Origin of the sequence: Paenibacillus sp. GCM10023252, assembly GCF_042653305.1 — a bacterium.
Lineage (GTDB): Bacteria > Bacillota > Bacilli > Paenibacillales > Paenibacillaceae > Pristimantibacillus.
The window spans coordinates 21,856-41,248 of record NZ_JBHSHW010000028.1; the positions used below are offsets into that span (position 1 = coordinate 21,856).

A 19,393-nucleotide genomic window follows, 5' to 3' on the forward strand; every position below is an offset into this window, starting at 1 on the left:
GCCTGATTCCCAATGCCTAATACTCACTATTAATTAGATACATTATATAGTATAGTATTGGTTAGGGAATAACTATAAGGATAACGATGAAGCTACAGATGGAGGAATGAAGAGATGACGCAGCCCCATGCACGAATGGAGATAGGCATTAGCACCTTCCTGGAGACGACACCGGACCCGGTGACGGGACAGATCATGAGCCATGCGGAGCGACTTCGCCATGCGGTCGAAGAGATCGTGCTGGCTGACCAAGTCGGTCTGGACGTCTACGGCATTGGGGAGCACCACCGTGCAGACTATGCCGGCACAGCGCCTGCTGTCGTACTCGCAGCAGCGGCTGGGCTGACGAAGCAGATTCGGCTCACGAGCGCAGTGACGGTGCTGTCGTCGGATGACCCGGTTCGGGTCTACCAGAGCTTCTCGACGCTGGATGGACTATCGAATGGGCGGGCAGAGATTATGGCGGGCCGGGGGTCGTTCATCGAGTCCTTCCCGCTGTTCGGATACAGCCTCGACGACTATGATGAGCTGTTCGAGGAGAACTTGGAGCTGCTGCTCGCCATCCGCGCTTCAGAGAAGGTCACTTGGCGCGGCGGTCACCGCCCCGCAATTAACAATCTGGGCGTATACCCGCGCTCTGTGCAGAGCCCGCTGCCCGTATGGATTGCGACTGGCGGGTCGCCAGAGTCTGCCGTGCGCGCAGGCACGCTCGGCCTTCCCGTTGCCTTCGCCATCATCGGCGGCATGCCGGAGCGGTTCGCGCCGCTCGTCAATCTGTACAAGCAAGCGGCCGCCCGGGCTGGCCACGACGTGAGCAAGCTGCAGATTGCGACGCACTCGCATGGCTTCGTCGGGGAGACGACGGATCAGGCTGCAGACCTGTTCTTCCCACCTACGCAGGTCCAGATGAATGTCATTGGACGTGAGCGCGGCTGGCCTCCTTATACCCGCTCGGCCTTCGATGAAGCTCGCAGCCTGCGAGGCGCGCTCTATGTCGGAGACCCCGAGTTCGTGGCGGAGAAGATCGTTCTTCTGCGCAGGAACCTTGGTGTCACCCGCTTCTTCCTGCATGTGAATGTCGGCACGATGCCGCATCGCGAGGTGCTGCGCGCAATTGAGCTCCTCGGCACCAAGGTGGCGCCGATTGTGCACAAGGAGCTGGCTAAGCTGTCGTGATATAGAGAATAGACTGGCTGCGTGGATGCAGCCAGTCTATTCGTGTTGATGAGTGAGTGATGGATCAGGTCAGGTGCCCATCGGGCCTCGGTATGAACTACATCGTTCACAGGATGGATTGAATAATTCCTCCTTCAACCCGCTGAGCAGCACCGTTGATTGCTGAAGCATTCTCCGAAGCTAGGAATACAATCGTATCCGCGACCTCCTCCACTGTTGCATACCGCTGAATGAGCGAGGTAGGGACATCATGCTTGAAGTACTCCGTAATGAAGGTATCAAGCGGCTGCCCCTTCTCTGCAGCCAGATCAGTAATGAACTGGGCGAATCCTTCAGTCCATGTTGGGCCGGGAAGAACGGAGTTCACAGTCACTCTCGTTCCCTTAGCCACTTCGGCAAGCCCTCTTGATAGAGTAATCAAGGATGTCTTGGTCATTCCATAAGGAATGAGCTCCGGGTAAGGCTTAATGCCCGCCTCACTGGCAATATTAATGATTCTGCCGAAGTTGCGACTCATCATGCCTGGCAGGAATGCACGTGATAACCTTGCGGCGCTTAACACATTCACTTGGTAATAATTCAGCCACTCCTCATCTGTCACCTCAGCGAAGGGCCTGACTTCGAATATGCCAGTATTATTCACGAGCACATCTAGACTGCCAATCTCATTCACTTGCTTCACCAGTTGCTGACAATCCTCAGCCTTTGCTACATCGGCCGCAATTCCATATACCGTACCATACGTAGACAGCTCTTCCACGGCTGACTTAACGGTTTGCTCCGTTCTGCCGTTCACAATGACTCTTGCCCCTTCTTGCAGGAAGCTTTTGACCGTGCCTTTACCTATTCCGCTTGTTGAGCCTGTAACCAACACTAATCTATCTCTAAGTTTAAGATCCATATGTCTAACTATCCCCTCTCCAATGTCTGATATATGAAGCCCAAGCTTGAGCTCTACGCAATCGCTTGTTACTTTGCATGTCTGTTATTATGATGGAGAATGGACAGACTGAGAAGTACGCACTTATAAGTAGCAATAGCACCTGTAAGTATCCAAGGTACTTATAAGTAACTAGAATAATGAATTCGCGGAAGGGACAGATCATCATTCACAAGTACAACATACCGGTTGAAGCTTCCCTTGAAGTAATCGGCGGCAAGTGGAAGGTATTAATTTTATGTTATCTCATTCTAGGTACGAAGCGGACTAGCGAGCTTAAGCGCTTGATCCCAGGCATTACACAGAAGGTGCTTACCCAGCAGCTACGGGAATTAGAGGAAGACGAGATTGTTCACCGCCAGGTCTATAACGAAGTTCCTCCACGAGTAGAATACTCCCTAACGGATTACGGCTGGTCTCTGAAGAGCATTCTAGACTCCTTGTGCCTATGGGGGGAGAGACATATCGAGCGGAATTATGATAATAAGTATGACGTATTAGAGGAAGGCATCCTGAACAGGCAGCATGACACTGGTAATCATTAGGTGTAATGATCACCAGTGTCATCACCTTATAATGAATTACGACTTGACACTAAGCTTAAATCGAGTTAAATTTATTCTCGTTGACAATGATAATTATTATCAATCAATACATTACTATCATTCGAGGAGTCGTTCATATGAAGAAGCTATCCGTTCCATTCCTGCTCTTGCTCGTTATTCTATTAATCAGTGCTTGCGGCAGTAACAGTACCAGCAATTCAGGCAACAGCGCCGAAGGCAGCCAGGCTGAAGGCAACGCCAACTCCGGGAACAAGGAAGCCACCACGATTACATACCAGTCCGAGACAGGACCGGTTGAGGTTCCTGCTGATCCACAGCGTGTCATCCTGCTGTCCGGCTTCACGGGCAATGTCCTCCACCTCGGAGTGAACGTTGTAGGCACAGATGTCTGGTCGAAGTCGAACCCTACCTTCGAGCAGGAGATGAAGGATGTTGCAGAAGTATCCGATGAGAATCTGGAGAAGATCATTGAGCTGGAGCCTGATCTCATTATTGGACTGTCGAATATTAAGAATCTAGATAAGCTGAAGGAGATTGCTCCGACTGTCACCTATACTTGGGGCAAGGCTGACTACTTGACGCAGCACGTTGAGATCGGCAAGCTGCTGAACAAGGAGAAGGAAGCTCAGGCTTGGGTCGATGAATTCAAGGCTGAGGCTGAGAAGGCTGGGGAAGAGATTCGCGCGAAGATTGGCGAGGATGCTACCGTATCCGTCATCGAGAGCTTCGGGAAGGATCTGTACGTGTACGGCAACAACTGGGCTCGCGGTACCGAGATTCTCTATCAGGCCATGAAGCTGAAGATGCCGGAATCCGTCAAGAAGGTCGCACTAGAGGCCGGCTACTACACGATCTCGGCTGAAGTGCTTCCGGAATATGCGGGCGACTATGTCATCCTGAGCAAGTACACCGATGCGGATACGGCTTACCAGCAGACGGAATCGTACAAGAACATTCCTGCAGTGAAGAACAATCGGGTATATGAGATGCTCGGCAATGGCGCATCCTTCAGTGATCCTGTCACGCTTGAGAAGCAGCTAGCCTTCTTCAAGCAGTCCTTCCTAGGGAAGTAAGAGCATGAGTTCAGTTCGTACGGTTCGCCGTAGAATCCCCATTGCTTACAAGTTCATCGCAGCTGCGATTGTGCTCCTCGGAGCCTTCGTTGCTGCCATGGTGTTCGGTGCAGCAGATATATCGGTGAAGGATGTGTGGCTTGGCATGACCTCTGATGCAGTCAGCGAGGAGATTCTCATCATTCGTGAGATTCGGCTGCCTCGAGAGATTGCTGCGATCGTAGTCGGAGCCGCTCTTGCCGTATCTGGCGCGATCATGCAAGGCATGACGAGGAATCCGCTTGCGGATCCCGGTCTGCTCGGGCTGACCGCCGGCGCTAATGCAGCGCTTGCGATGACGATTGCCTTCGGCACATCAGCCAGCTACTCCTTCACGATGGTTGCCTGCTTCATCGGTGCGGCTGTAGGTGCGGGGATGGTGTTCGGGCTAAGCTCGCTCCGGCAAGGCGGCCTGTCCCCTCTGCGCATCGTACTTGCCGGGTCGGCTGTATCTGCCTTCCTCCTAGCGATTGCCGAAGGCATCGGCATTACATTCAAGGTGTCGAAGGACGTCTCCATGTGGACGGCTGGAGGCATGATTGGAACAACCTGGAGCCAGCTCCAGGTTGTTATTCCATGTATCGTGGGCGGGCTATTCGTTGCTATGCTGCTGTCCAGGCAACTGACTATTCTAAGCTTGAATGAATCAGTAGCTGTTGGCCTCGGTCAGCGAACGGCACAGGTTAGAGCTGTCTTATTCGCGGTCATCATCATTCTTGCAGGAGCCTCTGTGGCTCTGATTGGCAATATTGCCTTCGTCGGGCTTGCTATTCCTCATGTCGTACGAGCCATCGTCGGAACAGATTATCGTTATGTGCTGCCCATGTCCGCGTTGGTCGGGTCCACGTTCATGCTGGCAGCGGATACCGTCGGCCGGACGCTTAATGCGCCATTCGAGACGCCGGTCGTCGCGATTGTAGCTATATTGGGCTTGCCATTCTTCCTGATTGTTGCACGCAGAGCAGGGAGGGCATTCTCATGAGGATGAAGGGATCCCCACTTGTTAAGAAGCAGCGGTTCATCTTGCTCATACTGGCAGTACTTATCCTTGCAACGATCGTTGCAGGGATGGGACTAGGCTCTGCCAAGCTGTCCTATGATCGGCTCATTCCCACTCTGCTTGGCCATGGAACCTTCAAAGAAGAGTTCGTCCTCTACTCCTTGAGACTCCCGCGTATCTTCGTGACGTTGCTGGCAGGGATGGCACTTGCCTTGTCCGGCGCCATCCTGCAGGGCATTACCCGCAATGATCTCGCAGACCCCGGCATCATCGGCATCAACTCAGGAGCTGGCGTATCTATTGCGGTCTTCTTCCTGTTCATGCCTATCGATATCGGGACATTCGCCTTCATGATTCCACTCGTCGCCTTCGTGGGAGCCATAGGAACGACTGTCTTGCTCTACCTGCTGTCCTACAACAAGAGGCTCGGAGGGCTGCAGCCCATCAGCTTGGTATTGAATGGAGTAGGCTTCGCCTTCGCGTTCTCCGGGCTCATGATTGTCTTGATCTCCTCCGCGGACCGGACCAAGGTCGACTTCATCGCGAAGTGGATGGCGGGGAACATATGGGGAACGGACTGGCCATTCGTCCTCGCTCTCCTGCCCTGGCTGCTCGTCCTGATGCCGTACGCATATTGGAAGGCGAATCGCTTGAATCTGCTCGGACTTAGCGATGCAGTAGCCGTAGGAGTAGGTGTGTCCGTGAATCGCGAACGAACCATGCTGCTGCTCACAGCCGTCGCCCTTGCAGCGTCAGCTGTATCGGTAACCGGAGGCATTGCCTTCATCGGCCTCATGGCTCCTCATATCGCTCGGGCATTGGTCGGCCCCCGCTTCCAGCTGTTCATGCCCGTGGCTATCCTAATTGGAGGCTGGCTGCTGCTGCTCGCGGATACGATCGGGCGTAACATCCCCACCTCCGGCGGCATTCCGGCCGGCATCATCGTATCGCTGATAGGCGCACCATACTTCATGCTGCTTCTGCTGCGCAGAGGATAGCGGAATGAACACTATTCCTAACCTAAGAAGGCTGCCCTGTGACGGGCAGCCTTCTTACATTTGTCTATCTATCCAACCCGCTCTTACGTCCCGCAGTACGTTCTATATGGCCGGTCTGGGGAGTCACCTGGCAGCTCCGCGTACTCGGCTTGCTCTGGTGAATAAGCATAAGGATTAGCCAGCACCGCAACGAGCGACTCCATGACGCTGTAATCTCCACGCTGCTCCGCTGCTTCCAGCGCGGCTTCCACTCGGTGGTTGCGCGGGATGACTGCCGGATTGCTGCTGCGCATCAGCTGCTCGGAGTCCTCTCTTGACTGTGCCTGTCTCCCCAGCCTTGCCTGCCATCTCTCCTGCCACTGTGCGAATTCCTTCACGCAGGACAGCGGGGACTCCTCCAGCTTGCCAGTCGTCAAGGCAACGAATGTATTCGTATAATCGGCACGGTGTTCCTTCATCAGGCCCAGGAGGTCGTGGAACAGCTGCTCATCCTCCTGCTCTTCCCCGAACAGCCCCAGCTTAGCTCTCATGCCGTCCAGCCAGTGCTGCTGATAGTGCTCCGCGAACCCAGCGATTGCTTCCTGTGCGAGTGCAACCGCCCCATCCTCATCTTCATGCAGCAGCGGCAGCAGCGCTTCCGCGAATCGGGCTAGGTTCCATGCCGCAATCCCCGGCTGGTTGCCATAGGCATAGCGTCCTTGTCGATCAATTGAGCTGAATACGGTAGCCGGGTCATAGGTATCCATGAACGCGCATGGTCCATAATCGATCGTCTCTCCGCTGAGCGCCATATTATCCGTATTCATGACTCCATGGATGAAGCCAACGAGCTGCCACTTGGCGAGGAGTGAAGCTTGACGCTTGATCACTCCCTTCAGCAGCTGGAGATACCGCCCCTCTCCCGTTCCTTCACCTCCAGCGGCCGCTTCAGGGAAGTGCCGCTTCAGCGTATAGTCGGCCAGCGCCTGAAGATCGTCCCGCTCCGCCATCTGCGAGGCGTATTGGAAGGTGCCCACCCGCAGATGGCTCGCTGCCACCCGGGTCATGATCGCACCTGGCAGGACACTCTCGCGAATGACCTCTTCTCCGGTCGTCACTACAGCCAGACTGCGGGTCGTGGGAATGCCGAGCCCATGCATCGCTTCACTGATGATATACTCACGCAGCATCGGCCCAAGCGCCGCCCGCCCATCGCCGCCGCGGGAGTATGGTGTCCGTCCCGAACCCTTAAGCTGAATATCGAAGCGCTCTCCTGCAGGCGTGATGTGTTCGCTGATGAGCAGCGCCCGACCGTCGCCCAGCATGTTGAAGTGTCCGAATTGATGCCCCGCATACGCCTGAGCCAGAGGCTGGGCCCCCTCAGGAATCTCATTGCCTGCGAATACCTCCGCCGCGCCCTTCAGCACGTCAGGGTTCAAGCCCAGCGATTCCGCCAGACGGCTGTTCAGTACAACGAGCTTCGGAGCGCGAACACGGACCGGCGTCTGCAGCGTATAGAATGTCTCAGGCAGACCGGTATAGCTGTTATCTAAGTTCCAGCCCGCCTCACTGGAGTGGGATGATTGGTCGATGGTCATTAGGTATCTCCTTCCGTACGATGAGAGTACTATCGGATTGTCTGTTCTTATCCATTCATTATACCCTTAATTACCCGCCGTGGCTTGCCCGCGCTTGCTGCGCTGAAGTTGACTATCCAGGGACATTATGTATATATCTTACCTAATGAGACGAAGGAGCGATTAACCGATATGAATCGCACGACGATATTGATAGCCGATGATGAGAGAGAGATTGCGGACTTGGTTGCCCTGCATCTGGAGAGGGAGGGATACCATCTCCTGAAGGTGTCGGATGGGGAGGAAGCCGTGCGGGCAATTGCCTCTCACTCCATTGATCTGGTCATACTTGATATTATGATGCCCAAGCTGGATGGATATGAGGTGACTCGTCTCATTCGGGAGAAGCATCATATGCCCATCATATTCCTAAGCGCCAAGACTACCGATCTCGATAAAATAACAGGACTAGTCATGGGGGCCGATGACTATATGACCAAGCCCTTCAACCCGATGGAGTTAGTAGCCCGGGTTAATGCCCAGCTGCGCCGCTCCAAGCTGCTGAATCAGCCGATAACGGGCAAGAGCTCGATTCTTGAAGCCGGAGGACTCGTCATTGATCCGGATAAGCGCACCGTTATCCAGCATGGGGAGCACATCGAGCTGACGCCGAAGGAATTCGACATTCTGTACCTGCTCGCGAGCCATTCTAAGAAGGTGTTTAGTGCGGAGCATATTTTCGAACAGGTGTGGGGTGAGGCCTATTACGAGAGCGGGAATACGGTCATGGTCCATATTCGCACGCTGCGCAAGAAGCTCGGTGAGGACCAGCACAAGAATAAGCGGATTAAGACGGTATGGGGAGTCGGGTACACGTTCAATGAGTAGTGTGATGCGAAGCTTCCGGTTCAGAATGATCGTGCTGCTAGGCTTAAGTCTGCTGCTCTCCGGCACCATTACGTATCTGTTATACAGAGCTCTGCGCTCCTACTATGAAGGGGTTCAGGCTGGCGACCCGTTAGCTATACTCCGCCGTAGCATCTATGAATTCGGTGACCTGAACTTCTTCCTGATCGTATTCATTCCGTTAGCCATCCTGTTCTTCTTCCTGCTTACGAAGCCTTACGCCGCCTACTTCAAGGAGATATCGAAGGGGATTCATCATCTGGCCAGCGGTGACTTCGGGCATCGCGTTCACCTCCCATCCAATGACGAGTTCGGCGACGTGGGGAAGGCAATCAATCTGGCTAGTGCCAAGCTGCAGGAAGCGGTGGAGAGAGGCGACTTCGCAGAGAGCAGCAAGGATCAGTTGGTGTTGAACTTGGCCCATGACCTGCGAACACCGCTGACGTCTGTGCTTGGCTATCTGGACTACATCCTGAGGGATGACCAGCTGACAGCCGATCAGGTGAAGCATTATGCCGCTATTGCTTACACCAAGTCACAGCGCTTGGAGAAGCTGATTGATGAGCTGTTCAATATTACGCGAATGAATGACGGACGAATAACGATTGAGAAGAAGCCCATTGATATGAGTGAGCTGCTCATCCAATTGAATGAGGAGATGTATCCCCTCTATGAGAAGAATGACCTGGCGAGCCGACTGGAAGTGACTCCTCATCTCATGATTGCCGGGGACGGCGATATTCTGGCCCGTGTATTCGAGAATCTCCTGTCCAATGCGATTCGTTACGGCAAGGATGGTCAATTCGTTGATATTCGCTGCGTTCCAGAGGAGGAGGACGTGCTCATTCAGGTCATCAATTACGGGGACACGATCCCGGCGGCGGAGCTTCCGTATATTTTCGACATGTTCTATACGGGGGACCAGGCTCGTACCCATCACGGGGGAAGCACCGGCCTGGGATTATATATTGCGAGGAATATCGTGGAGCAGCATCAAGGGACGATTACGGCCCAGAGCAGTGTGATTCGCACGGTGTTCGAAGTGAGGCTGCCTCGCGGCACACCAGATTTAAGATAAACTTAATGAGCTTGCCCGCTTCTTCTTAATCTTCTTGCCGTATCCTTGGATTCATAAGTGGATCGAGGAGGCAGAATGGTTGTGAGAATGTGGGGCATGATGATGATTATAGTGCTGATGATCGGATATGGAGCAGCGCAAGAGCATAGATCGCAGTCGGAATTGAAGCTGGTTGTTCACCAGAAGGCAGGCCAGCAGGTCCAGGCTAAGGAGCAGACTCACGTGCAAGACCAGGTCCAAGGGAAGCCATCCGTGATGATAACCTTGACTGCTAAGCATGTCTACCAAGGGAACCTGCTGCTAGTGAATAAGGATCACCCCGTACGGTCCGAGGGTGTGAAGTCCGACGTCGTCACCTTGGCCCACCATGAGGAGCTTGTTCGAGGATACGGGCTGCTGGATGCGTCCATCCAGGCTTCCAGGAGCGTGATGCGTCCATTCCTTGGCATGATGGCTGCGGCTGACCGGGATGGGGTTCGTCATTATCAGCTGAACAGCGGGTACCGGGATGCTGCGAAGCAGGATGAGCTCTATCAGCTGATGGGCAAGGATTATGCTCTGCCCGCGGGCTACAGCGAGCATAATCTGGGCTTGTCCCTTGATATCGGCTCCACGCAGGAGGAGATGAGCCGTGCGCCTGAAGGCAAGTGGCTGAAGAAGCATGCCTGGTCCTACGGGTTCATCCTGCGCTACCCCGAGGATAAGACAGACATTACAGGCATCCGCTATGAGCCTTGGCACTTCCGCTACGTCGGCCTGCCGCACAGCGTCATCATGAGAGAGAAGAATCTGACCTTGGAGGAGTACCTGGATTATCTGAGGGACAACCCTGCTCTCACTGCTACGATTAAGGGGGCTGTCTACCGAGTGATGTACTATCCGGTTAGAGAGGACAGGAAGGTTCAGGTGCCTCTAGGCGCTGATGAGCAATACGAGCTCTCCGGGAACAATATGGACGGGGTAATCGTGACGGTGCATCCCTGAAGTGATGATAGGTACAGACCTCATATCACATATGAAAAAACGTACCGACATTAATAATCCCCAGCATTGAAGCGGCGATTATGTCTGAGAGCAGGGTTAGGGGTCGAGTCAACAAGGGGGGCACTCTCCGCCAGTTGATGGGGTAGTGGGGGAAGGTTAAGCGGGGTAAGATTAAGACCGCTTGGCGGTCTTAAGTATTGTTAATCCCTCTGGTAATTGGCCTAGACGGCTGCTTAAGACTCCTCAGCGGTCTTAAGGTCACCTGCCAGTGGGTGGAATGGTCACTTAAGACCTCTCGGCGGTCTTAAGATCAATAATCCCTCTGTTAGTCGGCCTAGACAGCTGCTTAAGACTCCTCAGCGGTCTTAAGGTCACCCCCCAGTGGGTGGAATGTTCTGTTAAGACCTCTCAGAGGTCTTAAGTATCAATAATCCCTCAGTAGTCGGCCTAGACGGCTGCTTAAGACTCCTCAGCGGTCTTAAGGTCACCCGCCAGTGGGTGGAATGTTCTGTTAAGACCTCTCAGAGGTCTTAACGGCATAGCGGTCAATGCCGACCATCTCCCTCGGCATCCACCTGCCCTAGGCAGCTGCAAGGGGTAGCACACTAGCCATCCACCCTCGCGTCACCACTCGCCCTTGTCTCTGCCTCGGCCTCGGCCACCGTTCTCACCCGCTCCAGGAACTTCACGACGACCTTGTCGCTTGCGAACACCATGAACAGCTTAACGAACCACTTCAGCGGCTTGTTCGTCGCCGTATACCTTAGCTTCGTGACACCCTCTCTCACCTCGTGCAGCTCATACAAGGCCGTAATCTCGAACAGATTCGCCAAGGTGAATCCGATCTTCACTCTCTTGTCTCCAGGATGGTTAGCGTATTCGAGCGTATGTACATCATACTCCTGAATCCGCTTGCCTTCCTTGTACTGCTGACGGTAGACGCTGCCTACCTTCTCCTCTGTCACCTTCACCGGATCATTCGCTACCACCTGCGGCATAATCTTCTGCATCTGCGCAAGCGACCCGTCCAGGTACGACCAGACCTGCTCAATCGGCGCATGGATCTCAATCTCTGCGGACCATTGCTTCACGCTCATTACCCACTGCCCCAATCTCCTAAGTTCTATTAGCTATACTCTCACCGATACCAAGTCTCTTCATGCATGTGTTCCCCCAAAAAAAGGGAAGAGACCCCGCCGCATCCCAGCCGAGCGCTCTTCCCTTGCAACCTATATATCCCTTAGCGCAGCTTAACGGCTGCGCAGCTTGGACAGCAAGCGCACAATCTCGATGTACAGCCACACGAGCGTGACCATGAGACCGAATGCCCCGTACCATTCCATATGCTTCGGTGCCCCATGCTGAGCGCCTGACTCGATGAAGTCGAAGTCCAGCACGAGGTTCAGTGCAGCAACGATGACGATGACGAGCGAGATGACGATCCCGATCGGGCTGCTCTCATGCAAGTAAGGAACCGTAATACCGAACAGGCCCAGCACCATGCTGCCTAAGTACATTAAGGCAATACCAGCCGTAGCGGCGAACACGCCAAGCCGGAAGTTCTTCGTCGCTTGAATGAGACGAGTCCGGTAGGCGACCAGCAAGGCCACGAATACACTCATGGTCAGCAGCGCAGCCTGAAGTGTGATGCCTCCGTACAGCGCTTCGTATCTAGCGGAGAAGGCTCCAAGGAACAGTCCTTCAAGCGCAGCGTACACCGGAGCGAGGTAAGGCGCTGTCCGAGGCACGAAGCTAATGATGAGCGCAGTGATGAGTCCGCCGATCGCTCCTCCTAATAAGTAAGGCATCACGTTCTGCCCATCGAAGTACATCGACCAGACGACGACCGCCGCTCCGAGCAGAATGGCGAGCAGGATGAACATCTTGTTCACCGTACCTTCAATCGTCATCGCTTCTCTGCCGGAGTACAATTGACCGCCGCCGCGCTCGAACGTCTTCTCATTAAGCGTTGGATTACCACTTCTTCCTAACATATATGCAAGTCCCCCTATCAGGTATATTTACCTAGATTTTAACACGACAGAGGACCTTTGTAATGTATGAACTTGTCTGGCCATGCCGGCCTCTCCGTCTTGTTCCGTTCCTTGACTTAAGTCAAGGAGCTGCTCCCCCATACCAAGTACAATGAGCGTATCACGATTAAGATGAAGCAGGGGGTTCTCCTAAAAAAATGACAAGAACATCATCACACCCACGACCTAACCAGCGAAGCTATGCTCTGACCGCTGGCACTGCCCTCCTGCTTATGGCTCTCGCTGCCATGTTCTCCTATGGCTATGTTCATGGCCGTCTGCTGGAGCAAGGGGATGCTGCGGTCACCTACATGAACCTAACGACACATGCTGGTCTATTCCTTGCTGGCATCGCAGGCTGGACTCTTATTCTAATCTGCGACCTGATTACGGCTTGGTCTCTGTATCTCTATCTGAAGCCGACGAATCAACCGATGGCATTGCTGGGCGCCTGGCTCCGGCTCCTCTACACCGCCTTATTAGGCGTGGCCGTCATGAACTTAATCTATGCTCGTCTGCTCACGATGAACACCGAATCTGGCATGCCTAACGATCAGCTTCAAGCTCAGACCATGCTGTATGTGCAGGCTTTTGACACCATGTGGTCATTGGGATTAATCGTATTCGGCACACATCTGCTAGTAGTAGGGACCATCGCTATGCAGCCGCTGCGTATGCCGAGATGGATTGGCGGATTATTGCTGCTGGCAGGCACAGGTTATGTGATGGTTCATGGTTGTCACTTGCTCATACCGGACTATGATTCGTTCATTCGTCTGCTTGAGGCCATCCTAACCGCTCCTATGGCAGCAGGGGAGCTTGCGCTTGCTGTATGGCTGCTCTCAAGAGGTGGCAAGGCAGTTCCGCCTGCTAATAGTCCCGTTAATTCCGTTAATCTCGATAATCCCATTAGCCCTGGTCAACCAGCTTCCCACTAATCCGTCTGAGGCAGCACCCTCTTCTTAATCCGGCTCAGTGACTCCGGCGTCATCCCGAGATAGCTTGCCAGCTGATGCTGAGGGACTCGGCGGATGAGCTCCGGGCGGCTGCGCAGTAGTCCTCGGAATCGCTCCTCGGGGGAAGCGGCGATGAAGGCTGCGAATTGCTCCTGCACCTGACCGAAGCTCTGCTCGACCATCCTGCGCGTCATCGATTCCAGCGGTGAGTACTTGCGGTACATGGCAGCTTCCTCATCCAGACGGCCGACGATCAACACGCAATCCTCGAGGCAGGCGAAGGTATATTCCGAAGACTGATCCAGCTTGTGCTGGTTGAACAGAGCAATCGCTTGTTCCTCGGTGTAGAAGTTCGAGGTGGCTTCCCTGCCCGCTTCGTCTACAGAGTATTGCCTGACACAGCCCTTCAGGATGAAGTAACAGCTCACGGGGACCTCTCCTTGCCGGAGGAGGATCGTTCCCTTCTTGAAGGACTCCACCTGAATCTCATCTACAATAGCTTGCTGCTCTTCCGCAGAGAGAGTGGTGAGCTGACTCATATACTTCAACAGAATAGACTTCACTCTGACCGGCTCCCCCCTTCATTCTCTGACGTACTTCTCCTTAAGCACCCCTGATCCAATGCCCCCAACCACCATGAGGAGCAAGGATCCTATGTTCAGATACAAGCTCCCGCCTTCCGGGACGAAGTCCAGCTCTGTGAATCGACGAAGGAGCAGCAGTCCCAGCTTCACCACGAGCATAACGACCCCAATGATGCCGATTACATCGAATACAAGCTTAAGCCTAGGATAGGCTAACCTCTTCTTATCCATCATATCTTCCTTCAGATCATCTATCTCATCTACTTGATTCAAGTTATTCTAGCTCCTTCTTGTCATTGCACATGCCTCAGCTTATCCGGATTCGCAACCGTGTAGATGGTCCGAATCTGATCGTTCTCCCATCCGAAGGAATAGATATAGCGAAGCTCGCCCTTCATCTGAATGAGAATACCTGGCCCCCCATTCACCGTCAGGAAGGAGTAGGTGTAGCTCCCCGCGTACATCTTGAGCAGATTCTGGTGCAGCTTCAGCACCTGCTCAATCCCGGCAACCGGAACCCCAGCCGCTCTAACCTTGCCTCCTCCATCGGAGTAGAGCACCACATTCTCGCTGACGAGCTCAAGCAGCTTCGCCCTATTTCCCTGCAGGAGAGAGCTCACGAACTCTCGCACCTTCTCTTCGGCCACCGAGATGGAAGGAGCCAGATCCGGCTGGTAGTGGATGCTTCGCTGCGCGCGATGGAAGATCTGCCTGCAGTTCACGGTGCTTCTGCCAACCATATCCCCAATCTCATCATACGTATAGTTGAAAATCTCGCGAAGAAGAAACACGGCCCTCTCCACCGCGTTCAGCTGCTGCAAGAGCAGTAAATAGGCGGTAGAAAGGGATTCCCGCTGCATATAGACCTGGGAAGGATCATGATCATTCCGCTCCCCATCCAATAAGGGCTCTGGCAGCCATGGTCCCACATAGAGCTCCCTCTTGTGCGCGGACGAACGGAGAAGGTCAAGACAGCGGTTAGTCACGATTTTATATAGGAAGGCCCGTTCATTAAGGATGGCTGCTCGGTCTGGCAGCTGATCATAAGCAAGGAATGCTTCCTGAACCATGTCTTCCGCGTCCATGACACTCCCCAGCATTCGGTAAGCCAGGGAGAAGAGCGGCTTGCGATACGTGCTATATAACTGTTCGATGTGCATACTGGGGCTTCCCCTCCTCCTGTGTGAGCAGATGAGCTACCGCCCTCTTCGCACTGGCCGTAGCGGCATCCACGAGAAGTTCGCCATGGGAAGCCCAATCCCCTGCTACATATAAGCCGCGAATCTCAGGAACGGCCGGACCCGGGAGCTGCCCGCGTCTGACATGCATGAAGTCGTGGCACACGGTGATGTTCGGAAGGTACTGCTTCGCAACTAGTTCATCCCGCCAGCCTGGCTGGACCAAGGTAAGAAGCCCCTCCAGCTCACGCAGATCGGCTTCCGTATTATTGTCCTCGCCTTGATACTTCAGGACAGAGATGACCTGTGCGCCATCGTCACTGAGATGAGCCGCACGAGATTGATTCGTGAGGAAGACGGCTTGATCAATGCCATAGACGAATTGCTGCTTCGGCTTCGGGAGGCGGCGCAAGGCGACATCCAGACAGGCTGCTGTGACCGGGATTGCTTGCTTCACCCAGGCATGGAGGGAGGTTGCTTCGGCATTCTGTACCAATTGGAGCGCAGCAGCAGGAGGAACGGCCAGTATGATATGCTTCGCCTCCACGATCGTGCCGTCCTCACAGCTTAGCTGCTGTACGGCTCCATCCTGGTGCTGGACTTGGGTAACCTGGCTGCTCGTCAGCATCGTTACCCCTTGTGCCGCGGCTATATCTCTAAGATTATCGAGCATAGCGCCCCATCCTCGATCCAGATACAGCACGCCATTCAGAGAACGCTGGAGCTGCTTCAGCACCGGGCCCGCAGCCAGCAAGTCTGGCGAGGTCACATAGCTTGCTGTACGCAGCAGAGAGTAGAAGACATTCCTGACCATAGGATCCTGCAGATTGCCTTCCACCCAATCCCGAAGACTAAGGTGATCATAGCGCCGGGTATCCAGCTTGCTGAACTTGGCCAGCCATGAGGCGAGTTCGACCTTGCCTCTCCAGGACAAGAGAGGAGTCGCGAGGAGAGACTTCACACTCATAGGCATGGTTAGCAGCTGCCCCTTCCATACCCCGTATCCATCTATGGAAGGCTGATTGCCCTCGAGACGCAGACCTAGTTCACGGAACGTTGCCAGCGCATCTCCATCATACAGGGCATGCCCGCCTAAGTTGAAGTAAGCTCCATTCTTCTTGTTCGTAATCGCCCGGCCTCCCAAGCGATTCTGCTTCTCCAGCAGTATCGTCCGCTTGCCTGCCCTCGCAGCATAGATGGCTGCTGTCAATCCCGCTATTCCTCCACCAACCACGGCTACATCAACGTTCATCATTCGAATCATCCCTCTCTTGTTATGATACCCGTATGACGGGGGAGGGGGGTGGAATGTGACAATAATAAAGCCTATATTATAGGTGGAGATAGCTTTAATACGAGTTGTGTTACATTACTAATGAAGCAAGCTTTGGATACGCACAACTGCGATATTAAGGAGTTGTATAAATTGAACGAAAATAAAGGTGCAGACATAAAACGTTTTTCAAAAGCAGAAAACATTCTTGCTCAAATCAATAGTAAAACTAAGCTAGGCGACTTACGCAAAATCGCAAAGGACATTAAAAAAAATCATGAACTAGCTATGGAGCTTTGGTCAACCGAAGAGTACATGCCAAGACTATTAGCAATCTTAATTATGGATAAAAAACTTCTATTACAAGAATTGCTAAGTAAGCTTGATCAGGATATGCAGACTCACACATATGATGAGCGTAATAACTTAATGGATTGGTTAATGGCTAATCAGCTCTCCAAAGACAAAAAGACGATTGCATGGATGGAGTCATGGGAGAATAGCCCTTCTGCTCTTCAGAGGCGAGCATTCTGGTATTATCAAGCGCGATTGAGATGGACGGGACAAGCACCGCCTGATAACACCTCAGACTTACTGTCTAAGTTGGAAGCTAATATTATGCAGGAAGAACCGGAAGTTAAATGGGCTATGAATTTCACCGCAGGCTGGATAGGCATCTATGATGAGAAGAATCGTGCACGTTGTATTAAGCTTGGTGAGAACACGGGGCTTTACAGAGATGAGATTGTAGCAAAAGGATGTACTCCCAGCTATCTGCCGGAGTTCATTGCGATTGAAGTGAACAAACGACAGAATAATTAGTGACCACTAGAAAATCTTTGGATCCATGTCGGTTCTTTGCCAGTTACCCCTTTGGATACTCCAAACTGCTTTATAACGAGAGAGATACGTGAAAGTAGCAAAGCATCGTGTAAACGGTAAGAGTCACTTGCAACAGTACTAAGGGGGAAGAAAGATGTCCGAGAGTACTTGTTTAGGTTGTCAATTGGCCAATAAAGAGGTCGAATCCAATATTATTTATGAAAATGATTGGATCACTTGCATTCTAGATATCGCCCCTTTAAATGAGGGACATATGCTGATCCTGCCAAAGAAACATTTCCGCGATGTCGATGACTTAGATGAAGCAACTGCAACTGAGGTCATGCGTACATCCAGTTTCCTCGCTAAGCTGCTAAAATTACATTTCCAACCACATGGTATTACTATCCTTCAAAACAACGGGACGTTCAATGATTTGACCCATTATCATATGCATGTCTTCCCTCGCTACGAATCTGACGGTTTTGGTTGGTTAGAGCCTGTAGATTCAACAAATGCCAAAGGTCGCTTAAAAGAAACTGCTGCGGTGTTAGTTGCTCTGTTCGATGAACAGCTATTACGTTAATGGGGACGGTAGCAAATACATCACGGCAGCCGCCCAAACGTCGGCTGCCGTTGTTATTGAAGTAACGGGCAGGATAGTTCCAATACTTAGTAATATACTTGGAGGCCTTTCTGGCCTTAGCCTTTCTGCTTTTCAACTAAAAATCCAAGGAATTAGACTTAAACTGAGGCAATTAATGCATCCCATATTATCTCTAAGTCTTTTTCTGCTGTACGCCAGTTGCTAAAAGCAGCACGTATTGCAGGAACACCCTTGTATATAGTTGGAGTCATGTAAACTTTTCCTTGTTGATTTAAACGTGCAAGGAATTGCTTAATCATTTCGGTTGTTATTACTTCCTTATCTAAAGTAAAGCAAACGACGTTTAATCTTACTGGAGATAAAAGTTTAAAGTGACTACTAGTATTTATTTTATTTCCAAGTTGCATCGCTAACTCTACATTTTGTTCGATAAGATTTTGATAGCCACATTTTCCATATGCCTTCAGCGTAAACCAGGCTGGCAATGCTCGAAATCGCCGAGAATTTTCAGGTGTAAGATCAAAAAAATCTGGATTTTCAATAGAACCTCCAAGATAAGCTGCGTTATTTTGAAATACTTCTACTTGAAGTTGCCTATGACGAGTAAATTGCATAGCAGAATCGTAGGGAACATTAAGCCATTTATGTGCATCAATCGTAATAGAGTCAGCATAATCCATTCCTTTTACTAATTCTCTATACATAGGGGAACAAGCAGCAAAACCTCCAAAGGCAGCATCCACATGTAACCAAAAGCGGTACTTCTTTTTAAGCTGCCCAATTGCAACTAAATCATCGAAGTCTACCGTATTAACTGTTCCAGCATTTGCAACAACAATACATGGTGCACTTTTATTTTGTTCCAGAAATTCAGTTAATCTTTCAATATCGATCGCTTCACGATTTTCCTGACAAGGTATTAGATTGATGGCTTTTCTACCTATGCCTAGCATAGAAGTTGCTTTAAAAATGCTGGAGTGAGGGGCGCCACTCAATATTTGGATTGGTGGCATATTGTACAAGCCTTCAATTGAAGTATTTATGCCAAATTGGTGTGCAACCCATTGTCTTGCTTGAGCAAGTCCTACAAAATTCGCCATGGTTGCACCACTTACGAAGGCACCACTGTAATCATTACTTAAATTAAATAATCCTTTTAACATATCAATCGTTTCAACTTCAATTAAACCAGCAATTGAATCTTGTGAGCTAGATACATTTTGATCATAAATACTAACTAACCAATCTCCTACAATGGATGCAGGTGTCGAGCCACCAGTGACAAATCCCAGGTATCTTGAGCCAGCACTTCCACTTAAGCCTTTCGCGTAGTGTTGCGTGAAATATTCAAGCGTTTTACTTGCTCCAATACCAATTTTAGATAATTCTTTTTTAGGCATTTCATAGGATTGAATCGATACCGGTCTATCTTCCATGTCATTAAAAAAATGGGTCGCATGCTGCACCACTTCTTTTAGTACAAGTTCCATATTAGTGTGATCTTCGATCATTACTTTCATCATCTACAATCTCCTCTTCTAACACTTTTCTTGCCGCTCACTATGTTTACAATATATAGTGATATGTATAACAGTCAATCATGCACTATAACAGTGGGGAGTAA

Annotated in this window: 20 protein-coding genes; 11 read left to right on the forward strand and 9 right to left on the reverse strand. The window is 51.8% G+C overall.

What is annotated here, in order from left to right; all coding sequences use genetic code 11:
• Positions 1 to 114 precede the first annotated feature (114 nt).
• A complete protein-coding gene (locus ACFO9Q_RS15800; RefSeq protein ID WP_379183741.1) occupies positions 115 to 1,176 on the forward strand; it encodes an LLM class flavin-dependent oxidoreductase in 1,062 nt (353 codons plus the stop codon).
• Positions 1,177 to 1,282: 106 nt separating this feature from the next.
• Here the strand turns inward: ACFO9Q_RS15800 and ACFO9Q_RS15805 are convergent, their stop codons facing one another.
• A complete protein-coding gene (locus ACFO9Q_RS15805; protein ID WP_379183743.1) occupies positions 1,283 to 2,077 on the reverse strand; it encodes an SDR family NAD(P)-dependent oxidoreductase in 795 nt (264 codons plus the stop codon).
• Positions 2,078 to 2,256: 179 nt separating this feature from the next.
• On the opposite strand from ACFO9Q_RS15805, the gene ACFO9Q_RS15810 reads away from it, so the two are divergent.
• The 4 genes from ACFO9Q_RS15810 to ACFO9Q_RS15825 all read left to right on the forward strand — a co-directional run bounded on the left by ACFO9Q_RS15810 (position 2,257) and on the right by ACFO9Q_RS15825 (position 5,792).
• Positions 2,257 to 2,661 carry a winged helix-turn-helix transcriptional regulator gene (locus ACFO9Q_RS15810; protein WP_379183745.1) on the forward strand — a complete coding sequence of 135 codons (405 nt, stop codon included), beginning with the start codon at positions 2,257 to 2,259 and terminating at the stop codon, positions 2,659 to 2,661.
• A gap of 137 nt (positions 2,662 to 2,798) precedes the next feature.
• Positions 2,799 to 3,755 (forward strand): iron-hydroxamate ABC transporter substrate-binding protein, encoded by a 957-nt coding sequence (locus ACFO9Q_RS15815; RefSeq protein ID WP_379183747.1) that lies wholly within the window; start codon positions 2,799 to 2,801, stop codon positions 3,753 to 3,755.
• A gap of 4 nt (positions 3,756 to 3,759) precedes the next feature.
• Positions 3,760 to 4,776 (forward strand): FecCD family ABC transporter permease, encoded by a 1,017-nt coding sequence (locus tag ACFO9Q_RS15820; RefSeq protein WP_379183749.1) that lies wholly within the window; start codon positions 3,760 to 3,762, stop codon positions 4,774 to 4,776.
• Positions 4,777 to 4,778: 2 nt separating this feature from the next.
• Entirely contained in the window at positions 4,779 to 5,792 is a 1,014-nt protein-coding gene (locus tag ACFO9Q_RS15825) for a FecCD family ABC transporter permease (RefSeq protein ID WP_379183937.1), read from the forward strand.
• 83 nt (positions 5,793 to 5,875) lie between these two features.
• On the opposite strand, the gene ACFO9Q_RS15830 is transcribed toward ACFO9Q_RS15825, so the two are convergent.
• Positions 5,876 to 7,369 carry a protein adenylyltransferase SelO gene (locus ACFO9Q_RS15830; RefSeq protein ID WP_379183751.1) on the reverse strand — a complete coding sequence of 498 codons (1,494 nt, stop codon included), beginning with the start codon at positions 7,367 to 7,369 and terminating at the stop codon, positions 5,876 to 5,878.
• 171 nt (positions 7,370 to 7,540) lie between these two features.
• Between ACFO9Q_RS15830 and ACFO9Q_RS15835 the strand changes: the two genes are divergently transcribed.
• The 3 genes from ACFO9Q_RS15835 (at position 7,541) to ACFO9Q_RS22945 (ending at position 10,316) form a co-directional block, all read left to right on the forward strand.
• Positions 7,541 to 8,236: a response regulator transcription factor gene (locus ACFO9Q_RS15835; protein ID WP_379183754.1), complete on the forward strand. Its 696-nt coding sequence runs from the start codon at positions 7,541 to 7,543 to the stop codon at positions 8,234 to 8,236.
• Positions 8,229 to 9,332 (forward strand): HAMP domain-containing sensor histidine kinase, encoded by a 1,104-nt coding sequence (locus ACFO9Q_RS15840; protein ID WP_379183756.1) that lies wholly within the window; start codon positions 8,229 to 8,231, stop codon positions 9,330 to 9,332. Before ACFO9Q_RS15835 ends, ACFO9Q_RS15840 begins: the two co-directional genes overlap by 8 nt.
• Positions 9,333 to 9,407: 75 nt before the next feature.
• On the forward strand, positions 9,408 to 10,316 hold the full coding sequence (locus tag ACFO9Q_RS22945) for a M15 family metallopeptidase (protein WP_417621742.1): 909 nt from the start codon (positions 9,408 to 9,410) through the stop codon (positions 10,314 to 10,316).
• A gap of 605 nt (positions 10,317 to 10,921) precedes the next feature.
• On the opposite strand, the gene ACFO9Q_RS15850 is transcribed toward ACFO9Q_RS22945, so the two are convergent.
• Together ACFO9Q_RS15850 and ACFO9Q_RS15855 are read right to left on the reverse strand one after the other, a co-directional pair.
• The gene (locus ACFO9Q_RS15850; RefSeq protein WP_379183759.1) at positions 10,922 to 11,413 is read right to left on the reverse strand and encodes an SRPBCC family protein; all 492 of its coding nucleotides are present in this window, start codon (positions 11,411 to 11,413) and stop codon (positions 10,922 to 10,924) included.
• A gap of 153 nt (positions 11,414 to 11,566) precedes the next feature.
• Positions 11,567 to 12,310, reverse strand: coding sequence for a Bax inhibitor-1/YccA family membrane protein (locus ACFO9Q_RS15855; RefSeq protein ID WP_379183761.1), 744 nt, complete (start codon positions 12,308 to 12,310; stop codon positions 11,567 to 11,569).
• Between the two features lie 197 nt (positions 12,311 to 12,507).
• Here ACFO9Q_RS15855 and ACFO9Q_RS15860 point away from each other — a divergent pair, with 197 nt between their 5' ends.
• The gene (locus ACFO9Q_RS15860) at positions 12,508 to 13,287 is read left to right on the forward strand and encodes a DUF4386 domain-containing protein (RefSeq protein WP_379183763.1); all 780 of its coding nucleotides are present in this window, start codon (positions 12,508 to 12,510) and stop codon (positions 13,285 to 13,287) included.
• Here ACFO9Q_RS15860 and ACFO9Q_RS15865 read toward each other — a convergent pair.
• Genes ACFO9Q_RS15865 through ACFO9Q_RS15880 form a run of 4 tightly spaced genes read right to left on the reverse strand, consistent with a single transcriptional unit; the run spans position 13,284 to position 16,322 of the window.
• Entirely contained in the window at positions 13,284 to 13,868 is a 585-nt protein-coding gene (locus ACFO9Q_RS15865; protein WP_379183765.1) for a Crp/Fnr family transcriptional regulator, read from the reverse strand. The two genes, ACFO9Q_RS15860 and ACFO9Q_RS15865, sit on opposite strands and share 4 nt — an antisense overlap.
• 18 nt (positions 13,869 to 13,886) lie before the next feature.
• The gene (locus tag ACFO9Q_RS15870; RefSeq protein ID WP_379183767.1) at positions 13,887 to 14,162 is read right to left on the reverse strand and encodes a hypothetical protein; all 276 of its coding nucleotides are present in this window, start codon (positions 14,160 to 14,162) and stop codon (positions 13,887 to 13,889) included.
• A 20-nt stretch (positions 14,163 to 14,182) separates the two neighbouring features.
• Positions 14,183 to 15,049 carry an RNA polymerase sigma factor SigJ gene (sigJ, locus tag ACFO9Q_RS15875; protein ID WP_379183769.1) on the reverse strand — a complete coding sequence of 289 codons (867 nt, stop codon included), beginning with the start codon at positions 15,047 to 15,049 and terminating at the stop codon, positions 14,183 to 14,185.
• Positions 15,027 to 16,322, reverse strand: coding sequence for a phytoene desaturase family protein (locus ACFO9Q_RS15880; protein WP_379183771.1), 1,296 nt, complete (start codon positions 16,320 to 16,322; stop codon positions 15,027 to 15,029). Before ACFO9Q_RS15880 ends, sigJ begins: the two co-directional genes overlap by 23 nt.
• A gap of 171 nt (positions 16,323 to 16,493) precedes the next feature.
• Between ACFO9Q_RS15880 and ACFO9Q_RS15885 the strand changes: the two genes are divergently transcribed.
• Complete coding sequence (locus ACFO9Q_RS15885) at positions 16,494 to 17,162, forward strand: DNA alkylation repair protein (RefSeq protein ID WP_379183773.1); 669 nt, start codon at positions 16,494 to 16,496, stop codon at positions 17,160 to 17,162.
• Positions 17,163 to 17,316: 154 nt separating this feature from the next.
• Positions 17,317 to 17,748, forward strand: coding sequence for an HIT family protein (locus ACFO9Q_RS15890; RefSeq protein WP_379183775.1), 432 nt, complete (start codon positions 17,317 to 17,319; stop codon positions 17,746 to 17,748).
• Positions 17,749 to 17,906: 158 nt separating this feature from the next.
• On the opposite strand, the gene ACFO9Q_RS15895 is transcribed toward ACFO9Q_RS15890, so the two are convergent.
• Entirely contained in the window at positions 17,907 to 19,292 is a 1,386-nt protein-coding gene (locus ACFO9Q_RS15895; RefSeq protein WP_379183777.1) for a pyridoxal phosphate-dependent decarboxylase family protein, read from the reverse strand.
• Between the last annotated feature and the right edge of the window lie 101 nt (positions 19,293 to 19,393).